Origin of the sequence: Nocardia brasiliensis, assembly GCF_042691675.1 — a bacterium.
GTDB lineage: Bacteria > Actinomycetota > Actinomycetes > Mycobacteriales > Mycobacteriaceae > Nocardia > Nocardia brasiliensis_D.
The window spans coordinates 6440693-6457170 of sequence record NZ_CP170507.1 but is presented as its reverse complement, the minus strand read 5'-3'; the positions used below and the strand labels follow the sequence as shown (position 1 = coordinate 6457170).

Sequence of the window (16478 nt, the reverse complement as noted above, 5' to 3'; positions counted from 1 at the left end):
AGGGGGAGCTCGAGGCCATCGGGCATACCGAAATCTCTAGCGTCAACCTGGCATACCGCCAGGCTATCGATAGTCCGTCGCACCGGCAACGAAATATCAGCGGCGGCTGGCGCGGCGGTAGCCGATGGTGGCGGGGATGGCGAACAGGGTGATGGCGGCGAGGGACCAGAGCAGGGTGAGGGTGAGGGGGCGGGCCAGGGGGCCTTCGAGAGCCAGGGCTTTCATGGCGTCTACGGCTACCGACATCGGTTGGTTGCGGACGATGGGCTGGATCCATTGGGGGTAGGCGGCCAGCGGGACAAAACCGGTGCTGAAGAACATCATCAGGGAGGTGAGGATGGTGATGGCTTCTACCAGCGTGGCTTTGGCGGTGAAGACGGCGACGGCGGTGACGACGGTGGCGAAGGCCAGGCCGAAAAGTACCGGGATGAGCAGGAATACCAGGGTGGCGAGGACGCCTTGGTGGAAGCGGAAGCCGAGCAGGTAGCCGACCAGGATGATGGCCAGGGTGCCCGCGAAGATGCGGCAGCCCTCGGCGAGGATGCGCGAGACCAGCCCGGATGCGCGGTGCACCGGCAGCACCCAGAAGCGGGCGAGCAGTCCCGCGTCGCGTTCCCGGCCGAGTAGGACCCCACCGGCTACCGCGCCGGAGAGGGCGCCGACGAGCGTGACCATCGGCACCGAACCGTACAGGGCGCTGTCGCCGGTGAACTTGCGGATCTGGCCGCCGATGACAGTCTCTAGCATGATCAGCAGCAGACACGGGATGATCAGGGTTTCCAGCAGGGTCACCGGATTGCGTGCCCAGCGCAGCAGCAGCCGATGGGTCTGAATCATGGTGTGCCGCACCAGCGATGCGGCCGACACCTCCGCACCGGCGCGGGTATCCGCGGTGCGTTCGGCCAGCAGTGCCATCACGCCCTCCTCGAACTCAGTCGGATGGTCAGCGGAATGCACAGCGCGAGAATGCCGATCGCCCAAGCCAGCGGCGGCCCCATCAAGGCCCATGTCATCTGGCCCGCGTTGCCCAGCGTGTCACCGGCCAGCGCCCGCAATCCGATCGCGAACTGGGACACCGGCTGATTGCGCACGAACGGCTGCACCCACGCCGGAAACTGTTGGGCCGGTGCCAGTCCCGTCGAGAGCATGCCGAAGATCAACGGCGGCAACACCAGAGCCTGGGTCGTCGCCTCCGGACTGCGTGACACGGTGCCGATCACATCCGCGCCCAGCATCAGCGCGACGCCGATGAGCATCGCCAACAGCAGGAAGCCGATCGTGTGCACGGTGTCCAGCCGGAACCGAAAGCCGATCACATGACCGCAGATAATGGCGGTGACCAGCGCGATCGCCAGCCGGAAGACATTGCCGGACATGCGGGCGGCGACCGGAACCAGCGGCCCGACCGGCATGGAGCCGAATCGGCGGTTCAGCCCGGCCACCGAGTCGGTGGCCGCCCGGAACGCGGCCGAGATGGCGGTGAACGCCGCGGCTTGCAACACCACGATCGGCATCATGAACTGGGCGTAGCTGCTGAACCCCGTGCCCGCGAACGTCATCACCGTCTTCAGCGGAATGTAGAAGCTGGCCGTGAACGCGGCGGGCGCGAGCACCGAGGCAAGCACCTCACCGGTTTTCACCGAGGGCACGATCAATCGGTTGGTGAGCACCCACCACTGCTGCGCCCGGAGCGGGGTGGCGCGGACATCCGTCAACCAGGTACCCGCGGTCACGAGACCTTCTCCACGTCAACCGCTTTCCCGTCGGCAGCGCCGTCGGTGGAGGCCAGGTGGCCGGTCAGCTGAAGGAACACGTCATCGAGCGACGGCCTGCGCAGCGCGATGTCGACCAGTTCGACATCCGCACCGTCCAAGCGGCGCAATGCCTCCGCCAGCGTCTTCGCACCATCGGGAGCCGGGATGGCGATGCGATCCGAGTCGGGTGTCATCGCGGCCCGAATACCGTCCGGCAGTAGCGAACCGAGCGCATCGGCGATGATGGGCAGATCCTTCAGATCCAGCGGAACCACTTCGCAGTAGCTGCCACCGGTCCTGGACTTCAGCTCGTCGGCGGTGCCCTGCGCGATCACCACCCCGTGGTCGATCACGATGATCCGATCGCTGAGTGCGTCCGCCTCCTCCAGGTACTGCGTGGTGAGCAAAGTCGTGATGCCCGCCTTCTTGAAGCTGCTCACCAGGTCCCAAACCCCTTGCCTGCTCCGCGGATCGAGGCCGGTGGTCGGTTCGTCGAGGAAAACCACATCCGGCCGGACGACGAGACCGCACGCGATATCGATGCGTCGCCGCATGCCGCCCGAATACGTGCCGACCCGGCGGCCCGCCGCACCGACCAGGTCGAACTCGGCGAGCAGTTCGTCCGCGCGGGCTCGGGCGGCGCGCTTGCGCAGCCCCATCAGCCTGCCGAACATCACCAGATTCTCGTAGCCGCTCAGCATGTCGTCGAGGGCGGCGTATTGCCCGGTGAGCATGATGGACCGGCGCACCGCCGCGGGATCGGCGACCACATCGTGCCCGGCGACCACCGCGCGGCCCCGATCCGGCGCGATGAGCGTGGACAGGATGTTCACCATGGTGGTCTTGCCCGCTCCGTTCGGGCCGAGGATGCCGAGCACCTCGCCCGGCTCGGCCACGAAATCGACTCCGCGCAACGCCTTTACAGCGCCGAAGGACTTCTCGATTCCTTCGACGACGACTCCTTGTTCGGAACTCATTCTCGGCCTCCCAGATGTTCGTCGAGCACGCGCGCGATGATCGGCAGCACGTGGGGTGCGGTCAGTTCGTCGTGGGTGACCTCGACGTCGTAGTTGCGGATTTCTCCGGTCACGTAGGGCCGCCAGCCGTCCGGACCGAAGATGTCGGAGGTATCGACGGTCGCGCTGAAATACACGATGTCGCCGTCGAAGACCGGTCGCCGATAGCCGGTGCGGGTCCGTGCCGACGCGTTGTACGACGCCGCCATCCGTTCGATGGTGTCCGCGTCGATCAACGAAACACCGCCCAGCCGTTCGCGAATCAGCTCGGCGGCCGCCTGGGCGGTGGCCTCGGCGGGTACATCGTCGATGCCGAAGACCGAGCCGAACGAGTTGACGAACGCGCCGGCGCTGAGCCGTTCGATGGTGTCGCCGTCGATATCGGCGGTGTCGGCGTCCAGCAGTGCGACGACGCCGACGGTGGCGCCAGCTTCTTGCAGCTTGGTCGCGACGGCATGCGCGATGAGCCCGCCGAACGACCAGCCGAGCAGGTGGTAGGGGCCGTCCGGCTGGATCGCGCGGATCTCGCGCACGTACCGGTCGGCGAATTCCTCGATGGAGCGCGCCGGTGGTTCGTGGCCGCCGAGGTCCGGTGCTTGCAGCCCGTAGATCGGCCTGCCGGGACGCAACGTGTCCGCGAGTCCCAGGTACGTCCACGACATTCCGGATGACGGGTGAATGCAGAACAGGGCAGGTTCGGTGCCGTCGAGCCGGATCGGCAGCACGACATCCAGCCCCAGTCCGGCGGGGGCCGCCGGAATCTGCGCGGCGGATTGCGCGGCCATGGCGGCGGCTTCGTCGGCCGCGGCCGTGCGTGCCGCCGCAGACCGCGCGAATTCGGCTGCGGTGCAAAGCGTCTCGACCCAAAGGTCCGCTAATTCGGCAACTTCGTCGCAGTGCAGCAGCGTGTCCGGGAAACCGAAGCTCGCCTGCAGTCGGTCGCCGACGACAACGGCATTCACGTCGACCACCGATTGCAGTGGCACGGAATGATGTTCGACGGCATGCAAGTCGCCGAACTCGTCGGTCGGCAGCCAGCCGAGGCCTTCCAGTCCGGCCGGAATGTCGCCGGTCGAATACCGCCCGAGATAGTTGAAGCTGACCTGACCGGGCAGGCGGTCCGGAAGATGTTCGGCTGTTTCCGGATTCAGGTAGCGCAGCAGGCCGAAGCCGATGCCCTTGTCCGGCACCGCGAGCAGTTGGTGCTTCACGGCGCGGATGGCCGTGCCCATGGCGGGACCGCCCGCGAGTGCGTTATCGAGGTCGATGCCATCGAGGTCGAGCCGGACGGGATAGATACTGGTGAACCAGCCGATGGTGCGGGAGAGGTCGGCACCGGGAATCGCTTCCTCCTGCCTGCCGTGCCCTTCGAGCCGGATCAGGGCATCGGTGCACGGCCCGAGGTCTTCCTCGCTCGCCGTCCCCGTGTCCGCCGGGACCGAGTCGGGACTATCCGTGCCGGGCTCGCCACTCGACCCGGGCGTCCGCCGGGGTATCTGTGGCAGGCCGCCGGATGGCTGTGGATGGTTGCCCCGCCAGCGGATCAGCGCAATGGCCAGCGTCGCGAGCAGAGCGTCGTTGACGCCACCTTGGAACAGCCCAGGCAGTGTCGTGAGCAGTGCGTTCGTGATGTCCGGTGATACCTCGCGGTGCAGCATCCGCAACGTGTGCGTCTGATCGATCGCGGGGTCCAGCGCCCGGGACCCGATCAGTGGATCAGGTCCGGCGATGACGTCCTGCCAGTAGCTGAGTTCCGAGACCCGCTTGTCCGTGCTCGCCTCATCGACCAGCGCGTGCACCCATCGCCGCATCGAGGTGCCGGTCTCGGCGAGAACCGGGGTATTGCCGACCGATACCTGCGCCCACGCGGCGACGAGGTCCGGCACCAGGATGCGCCAGGAGACGCCGTCGATGACCAGGTGATGCGCCGCCACTATCAAACGTCCTGCCCGCGTGCGGGTTCCGCCGTCGCCGACCGGGTCGAGCCAAATGAACTGGAGCACGAGGCCGTTGGCCGGATCGAGGCGATTCATCGCGGAATCCAGTTCGGTCACCGCGTACTCGCGCAGATCCACGGAGTCGGCCGCGGCGTCGAATTCGACGCGGTGCACTAAGGCGTCCACGTCGACCGAGCCGGGTTCACCTACCGACAGCCGCGGTTCGACGTTCTCGTCCAGCACCAGCCGGGCGCGCAGCATGTCGTGGCGGTCGACGACGGCGGCCAGCGTGGCGACGATCTGCGCCCGTTCGATACCGACCGGCAATTCCAGCACCGCCGTCTGCGCGAAGCGGCGGTAGTCGCCGCCTCGGTCGAGCATGTAGTGCACGATCGGCGGCAGCGGCATGTCGCCGACACCACCGCCGGGCAGTTCGTCCAGCGTGACCACCGCGCCCGCGGCATCGGCGGCCGCGGCCAACGCGGCAACGGTGCGATGCTCGAAGACCTGTAGCGGTGTGCACTGGACGCCGTGCTGCTTGGCCCGCGAGACCAGTTGGATGGCGAGGATGCTGTCGCCGCCGAGCGCGAAGAACGAATCGTCGGCGCCGACCTGGTCGAGCCCGAGCAACTCGGCGAAGATGCCCGCCAGCGTTTCCTCGGTCGGCGTGGACGGCGCACGATACTCGGTGCGTTCGGCGGTGAATTCCGGTGCGGGCAGCGCCTTTCGATCCAGCTTGCCGACCGCGGTGAGCGGGATGGCATCCAAGACGACGAACGCGGACGGGACCATGTAAGCGGGCAAGGTGTCCGCCGCGATGGCGCGAACCCGGGCAACGTCGAGCTCGATGCCCGGCGTGCGCACCAGATAAGCGGCCAATGCGGTGGCCCCGGTGGGACCGGGAACGCCGAGGGTCACCGCGAAGTCGATGCCATCGATGCGCCCGAGCACGGCATCGATCTCACCGAGCTCGATGCGCTGACCGCGCACCTTGACCTGGAAATCGGTGCGCCCCAAATACTCCAGCTCCAGCCGCGACGACGCGGACCGCGTCCAGCGCACCAGATCGCCCGTGCGATACATCCGTTGGCCCGCCGCACCGAACGGGTCGGCGGTGAACCGGCCTGCCGTCAGACCCGGCCGTGCGTGATAACCGCGAGCCAGGGCCGGACCGGCCAGGTACAGCTCGCCCGCGACACCGACCGGTACCGGTCGCAGCCGGTCATCCAGCACCAGAACCGCGGCACCGCGCACCGGTGTGCCGATGGTCACCGGTGCTCCGACGCCGAGCGGTGCGGAACCCGTTGCCCAGATGGTGAATTCGGTGGGTCCGTACAGATTGACCATGGTGCGATCGGCAGCCCACCGCTCGACGAGTTCGGCACCGACCGCCTCACCCGCCACGGCGAGCACCCGAACACTCGATACCTCGCCGGGATCGAGGGTGGCCAGCGCCGACGGTGTGATCACCAGGTGGGTGACCTGTTCGTCGGCGATCAGCTCGGCCAGCGCGCTGCCGCCGAACACCTCCGGCGGCGAGACCACCGAGGCGCCACCGGAACCGAACGCCATGAGTGCCTCGAACACCGACGCGTCGAAACTCGGTGAAGCCACCTGCAATACCCGTGCTCGCTCATCCAGTCCCAGCGACTCCCGTTGCGCGACTACCAGGTCGGCGATGCCACGGTGCGAGACCGAGACGCCCTTCGGAGTGCCGGTCGAGCCGGAGGTGTAGATCAGCCACGCGGGGTTGTCCGGGCGGATCGGGTGCGGCAGCTCAGCTTCGCGCAGTGGCCGCGCACTCGCCCGGCACCAGCGCTCGACCAGGGCGATGTCGTCCAGCACCAGCCATTGCGTGCTGTCCGGCAGTAACGGCCGGTACTCGGCCACCGTGAGGCCGACGCGGGCGCTGGAATCGGTGAGCATGTGATCGATCCGCTCCACCGGGTGCTTCGGGTCGACCGGCAGGAAAGCCGCACCGATCTTGGCCGCCGCCCACATGCCGGTGAGCAGTTCGGCCGAGCGGGGGAGGCCCAGGGCGATTACGGTTTCCGGGCCCGCACCCGCGGCGAGCAGCAGCCGGGCCAGCCGGTTGGCGTGCGCGTCGAGTTCGCGGTACGTCGTCATGTGTCCGGCCACGACCAAGGCGGGACGATCCGGGTACCGGGACGCGGTGGTGGCAAGTAGCTCCGGAAGCGTGGTAACCCCGTCGCTTTCGGTCCCGCGCACCGGTACCAGTGTGGTTCGTTCGCTGTCGTCGAGGATGTCGATATCGGCGAGTCGCACGTCGGGTTCGGCGAGCACGGTGGCCAGCACGCGCAGCCAGCGGGCGGCGAACGACGTCACCGTCGCCTCGTCGAACAGGTCCGTCGCGTAGGTGAGCACACCGGCCAGCCCGGCCGGACCCGTCTCGTCGAAGCGCTCGCGCAAGTCGAGGGTGAGGTCGAATTGAGAAGTGCGGCGGTCGAAGTCCTGCACCTCGAACCGCAACCCCGGCAGCTCCAGCACCGGCTCGACGAAGTTCTGCAGCGACAGCGACACCTGGAACAGCGGGTGATGGGCCGTCGACCGGGTCGGATTCAACACCTGCACCAGCCGCTCGAACGGCACATCGGCATGCGCGAACGCGTCCAGATCGGTCGAACGCACCGCGGTCAGGAAGTCGCCGAATCCCGCGGCGGGGTCGACCGGGGTGCGCAAGGCCAGGGTATTGACGAACATGCCGACGAGTTCGTCCAGCGCTTGCTCGCCGCGCCCGGCCACCGGCGTCCCGATCACCACGTCGTCGGTGCCGCCGAGCCGCGCCAGCAGCACCGCGAGTGCCGCGTGCACGACCATGAACAGGCTGACATTGTGCGCCGCCGCGAATTCCACCAGCGCGCCGTGTAATTCGGCATCGACCATGAAATCGACATCGGCGCTACGCATCGTCTGCACCGCGGGCCGAGGCCGGTCGGCGGGCAGTTCCAGCACGTCCGGTGCCCCGGCGAGCGTGTTGCTCCAGTACCGAACCTGCTGCGCCGCCAGCGATTCCGGGTCCGACTCGCTGCCGAGCAATTCGCGATGCCACAGCGCGAAGTCGGCGTACTGCACGGCAAGCGGAGCCCTGCCCGTGTCCGCACCGCTCGAGCGGGCGGCGGAATACGCGGCGACCAGATCAGCGGCCAGCGGTCCCATGGACGCGCCGTCCGCACTGATGTGGTGCACCACGAGCACGACGACGTGCACAGCGGCGGAGCCGGTTTCAATGCTGGGACCCGCGGGTACCGGAGCCACCGCGACAGAGTGACCGGAGGACACCGATGGGATGCCGACCGAGGGGTTCGACGCCACCGGCGGAGCGCCTGCGAACGCACCGGAGGACACCGGCGCGGACGTCGCGACGTGGTCTGGGGGCACCGGTGCGGGCACCGCGGCAGACGCGGCCGCGGACACGGCGAGTCCGGGGCTGACTGGATCATGATGTCGCGACGCCCCGTTGGCGGCGGAGCGAAAAGTCGCGCCGATGATGCGGAACAACCCGACCCGCAATGGCGGCTCCTTGGCGATATCGAACCCCGCACTCGCCAGGGCGTTGATCCGATCGCGCAGTGCCGCACCGTCCTCGGTCTCCAGCACCGTGCAGGTGGGCGCGGCCATCTCGGTATCCATGATCACCTGACGGGGGCCGTCGGCATCGGAAGGGTAGATCGTGCGCAGGCTCTCGTGCCTGTCGACGACGGCGGCGAGTGCCGAACGCATGGCGTCGACGTCGAGCTGGCCGGTCAGGCGCAGCGCGACCGCGATGTTGTAGGCCGACGAGGTCAGGTCGAGCCGGTTGAGCACCCACATCCGCTGCTGCGCCGGGGACAACGGGATGCGGTCCGGCCGAAGCCGCGGCGCGAGCGCGAACCGGCCCGGCTTGCCATCGGTCGCCGGGACCACCCGCGCGGACAGCTGCGCGACGGTGGGCGCGTCGAACAGATCCCGTAGCGCGATGGTCGAGCCGAGCGCCGAATTGACCCGGGCGACAACCTTGGTCGCGCTGAGCGAGTTGCCGCCGAGTTCGAAGAACGACTGATCGACGCTGATCCGCTCGCGGCCGAGCACATCGCCGAACACTTCGGCTACCGCCTGCTCCACCGGCGTGCGGGGCGCGAGGTAAGGCCGGTTGGTGTCCGAGAAGTCCGGCACCGGAAGGGCTTTGCGATCCAGCTTGCCGACCGGCGTGAGCGGAATCGAGTCCAGCACAACGAGGTAGCCGGGCACCATATATCCGGGCAGCTCGGCCGCCACTCGCTCGCGCAGCCGCTCGGTATCCAGCTCGACGCCGGTGGCGGGCAGCACGTACGACACCAGCACGGTCGCTCCGGCCGGACCGGCCCGGCCGATCGTGACCGCGTACTCGACCTGCTCGTCCCGAGACAACACCGCGTCGATCTCGCCGAGCTCGATGCGCAGGCCACGGATCTTGACCTGGAAGTCGCTGCGCCCCAGGTACTCCAGTTCGTAGCCGCCGTCGCGGCCGATGACCCAGCGCACCATGTCGCCGGTCCGATACATCCGCTCGCCGGGTGCCCCGTACGGGTCGGCGACGAATCGAGCGGCCGTCATCTCGAAGCGGTTGAAGTAACCCCTGGCGAGTGCGGGCCCCGCCAGATACAACTCACCGGCGATCCCGACGGGCACCGGACGCAACCACGTGTCCAGCACCATGGTGGCCGCGCCGCGAATCGGTCCGCCGATCGTGATCGGTTCGCCCGCAACGAGTTCCGCCGGGCCGGTGGCCCAAATGCTGAACTCCGTCGGCCCATAGAGGTTCACCATCCGCCGCCCGACGGACCAGCGTTCGATCAGCTCCGGTGTCGCCGCCTCACCGGCGACCGCGAGCACCCGCAGGTGGTCGAGATCGGTCGGCTCCATGGTGGCCAGCGCCGACGGCGTGATCACCGCGTGGGTCACCCGTTCCGTGCGCAGCAGCTGTTCCAGTTCCGCGCCGCCGTACACATCCGGCGGCGAGACCACCAGCCTGCCGCCCGCGCCGTGCGCGGTCAGCAGCTCGAACACCGAGGCGTCGAAGCTGGGCGACGCCACCTGCAACGCGCTCGCCGACGGATCCAAGTCGAGCGAACCACGCTGGGAGGAAACCAGATTCGCCACCCCACGATGACTGAGCAGGACCGCCTTCGGCTTGCCGGTGGAGCCCGAGGTGTAGATCAGGTACGCCGTCTGATCGAGATCGATCGGGCCGCCGCGCTCCTCGTCGGTGATGGGTGCGTCGGACACCGTCATGACCCGGCGGATCGTGTTGAGGTCGTCGAGCAGCAGCCAGTCGATGCTGCCGGGCAGCGTCTCGCCGGTGGCCGTGACCGTCACGCCGATCGGTGCCTTCGAGTCGGTGAGCATGTGCTCGATCCGCTCGACGGGATAGTGCGGATCCAGGGGCGCGAACGCCGCGCCGGACTTGGCCAGCGCCCACACCGCGACCACCGATTCCAGCGACCGGGTGAGGGCCAGCACGACGAACACCTCCCGCCCGACACCGCGGCTCAGCAGCAGCCGCGCGAAGCGGTTCGACCAGGCGTCGAGTTCGCCGTAGGACATGGTGAGCGCGCCCGCGCTGACCGCGATGGCGTCGCCGTCGATCGCCGCACCGGCGGTGAGGATATCGGGCAGCGTACGCATGGGCAGCGACGCCGGGCCCCGAACCGGCAGCAGCGCAGCGCGTTCGGCGTCATCGCAGTACTGCAACTGCGAGACCAGCGCGCGCGGATGGTCGCCCAGCTGGGTGAGCAGCCGGACGAAGCGGTCCAGCAGCGGCCGGGCGGCGCCGGGATCGAGCTGGTCGGCCATGAACTTCAAGGTGACCCGCAGACAGTCATGGCCGTCCGTGCCGCGCAGCGGAATGACCATGAGGTTCAACGGGTACGGCGTCGCGTCGGTGCCTTCGACGTCGAGCACCCGCATGCCCGCGATATCGAGCGCCTGCGAAAGCGCGGCCCGGTCGATCGGGTAGGACTCGAAAACGGTGAGGGTGTCGAACAATTCGGCGAGTCCGACGGCCTGGTGAATCGCCGCGAGGCCGACATGCTGGTGATTCATCAGGCGGGCCTGCTCGGCCTGCACTCGGGCCAGCAGGTCCACCACCCGTTCCGCCGGATCGAGCCGGACCCGCACCGGCAGCGTGTTGATGAACAGGCCGACCATCTCTTCGACACCGGCGAGTTCCGGTGGCCGACCGGAGACCGTGCCGCCGAACACCACATCGGTCCGGCCGGTGAGCATGGCGAGCAGCAGCGCCCAGCTCGCCTGCACCAAAGTATTGACCGTGGCGCCGGATTCGCGTGCCGCCGCTTCCAACCGCGCGACGGTCTCGGGGGACAGGTCGGTGGACAGCATGCCGGTCTCGGTCGACTCGATGCCCGCCAGTGTCGGGACGGCGCGGGTCGGTGTGTCGATGCCCGCCAGCGATTCCGCCCACGCGGCGATCGATTCGGCGTCGTCGCGTTCGGCCAGCCAGGACAGGAATTCGCGATAGGAGTGCGCGGGCGGCAGCGCGGACGCGTCACCCGAGGTGACGTACAGCGTCAGCAGTTCGCGCACCAGCAGCGGCGTCGACCAACCGTCCAGCACCAGATGGTGATTGGTCAGCACGAGCCGGTAGGTGTCGGCCGTCGTCCGGATCAGGGTGAAGCGAACCAACGGTGGCCGGGTGAGCTCGAAGCGGGTGCGGGCGTCCAGCGCGATCAAGCGGTCCAGCTCCCGCTGCCGCAGTGCAGGATCCGAGATGTCCGTGAGATCCACGTCCTGCCAGCTGATTTCGGCGTCGGCCAGGACGAGCTGCCGGGGACCGTCATCGGTTTCCACGAAGGCGACCCGCAGATTCTCGTGCCGAGCCACCAATGCTGCCGCGGCGGTGCGCAACCGGGTCGCGTCGACGGTGCCTGCCAGGGTGAGTAGCGACTGCACGGTATAGCCGTCGGCGGTGTCGGAGTCGTAGAGCGCGTGGAACAGCAGGCCGTACTGCAGCGGCGAGAGCGGCCACACATCGGCGAGGTTCGGATAGTCGCGCTCCCAGGCGTCGATCTGCTGCTGGGTCACCGGGACGAGGTCGAAGTCGGACGGTGTCCGCCCGCCAGAACTCGCGGACTCGGCGTGCGCGGCAAGCGCCGACAGGGCTGCTGCCCAGAGCCGCGCGAGCTGGTCGACATCCTCGGCGTCGAGCAGCCGGGAAGCGTAGGCCCAGGTCACTTCCAGGCCCGTATCGGTCAGGACGGCGTTGATATCGACGGCGGCGGCCAGTGGCGCGCGATCGTCCTGGGTGGCCGCGAACCGTTGTGGCAGCCAGGGTCCCGTCTCCGCGCCGGTGCTCGCCCGGCCGAGGTAGTTGAAGCTGATCTGCGGTGTCGGAGCGTCGGCGAGCGCCGCCGCGGTCTCGGTGTCGAGGTAGCGGAGCATGCCGAAGCCGATGCCCTTGTCCGGCACCGTCCGAAGCTGTTCCTTCGTGGTCTTGATGGCGGTGCCCGCCGCCACGCCACCGGCGAACGCGTCGGCCAGGTCGATCCCGGTCAGATCGACGGCGACCGGATATACGCTGGTGAACCAGCCCACCGTGCGTGCGACATCGGCACCGGGCAGGATCGCCTCGGTGCGGCCGTGCCCTTCCAGGGTGAACAGCGCCGCGGTCCGGTCCCGCCACCGGCCGACTGCCATGGTGAGCGCGGCGAGCAGGACATCGTCCGCGCTGCAATGGAATCGGTCGGGTGCGGTGGTCAGCACGGTGTTCGCGATATCCGGTGCGATTACGGTCCGGCGGTGCGCCATGGTCGCGACGACATCGACGGCCGGATCGAGCGTGTCCGCTCCGAGTGCCGGGTCGGGCGTGGCCAGAATGCGTTGCCAGAGCGGCAATTCGGGGACTCGCCCAGGTACCTGCTCCGCCTGGCCGTGCGCCCACCGCCGGAACGAGGTACCGACCGGTGCGAGGGTGCCGCCCATGGCTGCCGTCGCGAGATCCGGCAACAAGATGCGCCACGAAACACCGTCGACCACGAGGTGATGCAACACCAGCCAGAGCACCGGTTCGGCTTCGTTTCGCTCGATCAGGACGAAGCGCGCGACGACACCCGCCGCGGGGTCGAGCAGGTCGGCGGCGCGCCGCAACGCGCGTTCGCGGGTCTCGTCGCTGTCCGGCCCGGCCGCGACGACGTCGACCAGCGCGCTCGCGTCGACCGAACCACGCTCGGCGACCACCCACTCCCACCCGTCCGGGGCGTGGCGAAGCGAGGAACGAAGCAGGTCATGGTGATCGACGAGCACCTGCACCGCCGCCACGAGCCGACCCCGATCGAACCCGGCGGGCAACCCGACGAGCACCGCCTGGCCGAACCGTTGCCAGCTGTCACCCTGCTCGAGCATGGCGTGCACGATCGGTGTGAGCTCGACCGCGCCGACCCCGCCACCGGGCAATTCGTGAACTACCCGCGCCGGTACCTCGGTGGCGACAGCGGCCAGTGCGGCAACGGTTTTGCGTTCGAACACATCCCGCGCGCTGATCCCGATGCCCGCCGCCTTCGCCCTGGACACCAGCTGGATGGACACGATGCTGTCACCGCCGAGTGCGAAGAAGCTCTCATCCACCCCGACCGTCGCCAGCCCGAGCACCTCGGCGAAGAGCGCGGCCAGTGCCTCCTCGCGCGGCGTGGAAGGGGCCCGCCCGACGACTGCGCGGGCCGCGAAATCCGGTGCGGGCAGCGCCTTGCGGTCCACCTTGCCGAGCGGCGTGAGCGGGATACTGTCCAGCACCGTCACGACGGCGGGCACCATGTAGGCCGGAAGCGTTTCACCGGCTGCGGCTTTGAGCGCTTCCGGGTGCACCTCGGCACCCGGCTTGGGCAGCACGTATGACACCAGTGCGGTTGCGCCGGAACCTGTTTCGACACCGAGGGTGATCGCGAAGTCGACGTCCGGATGCCGTTGCAGCGCCGCGTCGATCTCGCCGAGTTCGATGCGGAAGCCGCGGACCTTCACCTGGAAATCGCTGCGGCCCTGATACTCCAGCTCGAGCCGGTCACCCCGGGAACTCCAGCGCACCAGGTCCCCGGTGCGATACATCCGCGTACCGGCTTCGTACGGGTTGGCGACGAATCGGCCCGCCGTGAGCCCGTTGCGCTGGTGATAGCCGCGTGCGAGCCCCGCGCCCGCGAGATACAGCTCACCGATGGTGCCGGGAGGGACAGGCCGCAGCCACGGATCGAGCACCACCGCGGACACACCGCGGACGAGACCGCCGATGGTGACCGGCGCGGCAGGCGCCAGTGGTTCGCTCAATGTCACGGTCACCGTGGTTTCGGTGGGCCCGTACCCATTCAGCAGCGTGCGGCCGGACCACTTGGCGACCAGTTCGGGTGGGCAAGCGTCGCCGCCGACGATCACGGTGCGCAGGTCGGGCAGCGTCGCCGGATCGAGTGACCCCACCACCGCCGGGGTGACATTGAGGTGCGTCACGCGGTGCGAGCGCAGCACCTCGGCCAGCTCCTCGCCCGCGTACGCAGTGGGTGGCACGACGGCGAGGGTGGCACCGGCGGCGAGCGTCACCAGGATTTCCTCGACCGAAATGTCGAAGCTCGGCGATACCGCGTGTGCCACCACGGAATCGGCGGTCACGCCGAACCCGGCGCCGGAGCCGGTCGCGAGGTTCGCGAGTCCGCGATGCGACACCAGGACACCCTTGGGCAATCCGGTCGATCCCGAGGTGTAGATGATGTAGGCCACCTGATCGAGATGCATGAAGGCGTGGCGTTCCGCGGCGGTGACGGCCGCCGCGTCCTGCTCGCGCACGGTCCGTTCGGTCGGCTCCTCGTCGAGGATCAGCCAGTTCACCCGGTCCGGCAACGACTTTCGGGCGGCCGCGACGGTCACGCCCGCCACCACGCCGCTGTCGCCGACCATGTGCTCGATCCGATCGGCGGGATAGGTGGGATCGATCGGCACGAACGCGGCACCGGTTTTGGCCACCGCGATCATCGCCAGCACCGACTGGACCGAACGGGGGATCGAGATCGCCACGGCGCGTTCCGGTCCGGCTCCGGCCGCGATCAGCACCCGGGCCAGGCGATTCGTGTGCTCGTCGACTTGCCGATAGGTCAACGCGGTCGCCCCGGCCCGGATCGCCACCGCATCAGGATCGAGTGCCGCACCGGCCGTGAGGATTTCGGGCAAGGTGCGGGGCGGGACACCGGCGGGCCCGCGGGCGGGCACCAACTCGGTTCGCTCGTCGTCGGACACCACCGGCACCGTCGACAGCGCGGCATCCGGTCCGGCCGCGAGGAAGCTGTGCAGGAACAGCAGGAACCGGCGATGCTGCGCCGCCAATTCGGCGTCGCTGTAAAGGTTTCCATTGCCTTGGAAATCGATGTGGGTGCTCTCGCCGCCCACGCCGGGATACACGTTGACGAACAGGTCGTCGATCAGACCGGACGTCAGCACATGCAGGCGCCCGGTCACCTCGCCGAGCTGAATCCTGGTGTCCACCATCATCAGGTTCACCGAAGGACCGAACGACGCGGCCTCGTCCATCGGCCGCCCCAGATCGCGGAAAATGTCTTCCTGCCGGTACCGCTGTCGCCGCAGCGCCCCGGTCAGCTCACCCTGCGCCGCCCGGATGAGGTCGCCGACCGTTGTGGTCGGCGTCAGCGCCAAGCGCAGCGGAACGACATTGGCGATCATGCCGCCGGAGCGGCGCAGGATCGCCGTGGTCCGCGCCGAAACCGGCAGGCTCAGGACAACTTCGGGAGCGCCGGTCATCGCGCCCAGATACGCACCGAAGGCCGCGACAACCGTCGGCGCGACACCCGACGACGCCGCCTCGGCGACGGCATCGAGCAAATCCGCGGTGTCCCGCGGCAGCGCACCGGCGATGCGACTCGGGTGCGCGTCGACATCGGCTGTGCGACCGGCGAGGCTCACCGGGTCGGCCATCCCGGCCAGATGTTCGAGCCAGTACTCCCGGTCGGCCCCGAAACGATCCGAATTGCGGTACGCCAGATCGGCTTCGACGATTTTCCGCAGATCCTCGGCCTTCGCCGGTGGCGGCTGCTTGCCGTCGATCTCGGCGTTGTAGATCTCCCCGGTGCGCTGCACCATGGTCAGCGCGCCCATGCCGTCCAGCACGATGTGATGGATCCGCGAGTACCAGTACCAGTGGTCGTCGGCGAGCCGCAGCATCGCCATCCGCACCAGCCGGTCCCGGGTCAGTTCCAGCGGCGCCTCGTATTCCGCGCGCATCCACGCGTGCGCGGCGGCCGCCGGGTCACCTTCGCCACGGAGGTCCAGCGTGCTCAGGCTGTCGTCCAGGGTGGTGTCCACGAACTGGTATGGATGGCCGTCGACCTCGAGCAGCCGCAGATACCCGGTGCCGAACTCGCGTCCCGCCTGCCGGGCGGCACGCGCCAGCAGGTCGAGGTCGACCGGTCCGCTCAACTCGACGTACTGCGCGATGGAGATCGGGGTATCGCCCGCGATGTGCTGGGCGAACCAGATTCCGCGTTGGGCCGCCGACAGCGCGAAGGCGCCCTCGGGCAGACCACTGCCGGTCTCGACGGGCGAAGGGGGAGGCTGTTGCATGAAGAGTCCTACGTTCTTACCGCCCGCGGCCGGCGCGGATGTGACCGCCGCTGGCCACCGCGGTAGTGGTAGTACCTGCCGCACAGCTCGCGACAGGTTTCATTCTGAACCGATGACGTATGCACCGATGGGCGATTGCCGACATGGGCCGGACATGCCGAACGGCG

The 16478-nt window shown here is 68.6% G+C and carries 4 protein-coding genes; all 4 read right to left on the bottom strand.

The genetic code is table 11. The features are described from left to right. Window positions 1-96: 96 nt before the first annotated feature. The 4 genes from ACFK0J_RS29695 to ACFK0J_RS29680 are packed head-to-tail and all read right to left on the bottom strand — an operon-like array spanning window position 97 to window position 16311. Window positions 97-915 carry an ABC transporter permease gene (locus ACFK0J_RS29695; RefSeq protein ID WP_378732887.1) on the bottom strand — a complete coding sequence of 273 codons (819 nt, stop codon included), beginning with the start codon at window positions 913-915 and terminating at the stop codon, window positions 97-99. Further along, window positions 915-1733 (bottom strand): antibiotic transporter, encoded by an 819-nt coding sequence (locus ACFK0J_RS29690; protein WP_378732886.1) that lies wholly within the window; start codon window positions 1731-1733, stop codon window positions 915-917. The genes ACFK0J_RS29695 and ACFK0J_RS29690 overlap by 1 nt, the downstream gene beginning before the upstream one ends. Continuing rightward, entirely contained in the window at window positions 1730-2731 is a 1002-nt protein-coding gene (locus ACFK0J_RS29685) for an ATP-binding cassette domain-containing protein (protein WP_378732884.1), read from the bottom strand. Before ACFK0J_RS29685 ends, ACFK0J_RS29690 begins: the two co-directional genes overlap by 4 nt. Then, window positions 2728-16311, bottom strand: coding sequence for an amino acid adenylation domain-containing protein (locus tag ACFK0J_RS29680; protein ID WP_378732882.1), 13584 nt, complete (start codon window positions 16309-16311; stop codon window positions 2728-2730). The genes ACFK0J_RS29685 and ACFK0J_RS29680 overlap by 4 nt, the downstream gene beginning before the upstream one ends. Between the last annotated feature and the right edge of the window lie 167 nt (window positions 16312-16478).